The 203-nt window shown below is 71.4% G+C and carries 1 pseudogene; it reads left to right on the top strand.

The annotated features are described in order from the left end of the window. Positions 1–203 (top strand): annotated as a pseudogene (locus tag DF196_RS13170) (integrase catalytic domain-containing protein); the annotation flags it as partial.

The following is a 203-nucleotide window of genomic DNA, read 5'->3' as shown; positions in this document are numbered from 1 at the left end:
CGAGCTGGAGCGGATGAGCGCGGCCACGATGGACCGGTACCTCAAAAAGACGCGCGACGCGGCACGGCCCAGAGGCATCTCCACTACCCGGCCCGCCGGGGAGCTGCTGCGCAACTCGATCACGATCAGGAAGGCCGGCGACGAGCTGGACGGCCTGCCCGGCAACGTCGAGGCCGACACCGTGGCCCACTGCGGGCCGAGCG

The sequence above is a fragment of the Bifidobacterium callitrichidarum genome, from assembly GCF_003129905.1.
Classification (GTDB): Bacteria; Actinomycetota; Actinomycetes; order Actinomycetales; family Bifidobacteriaceae; genus Bifidobacterium; species Bifidobacterium callitrichidarum.
Note: the sequence above shows the minus strand (reverse complement) of the source record. Positions and strands in the feature narration are given on the sequence as shown.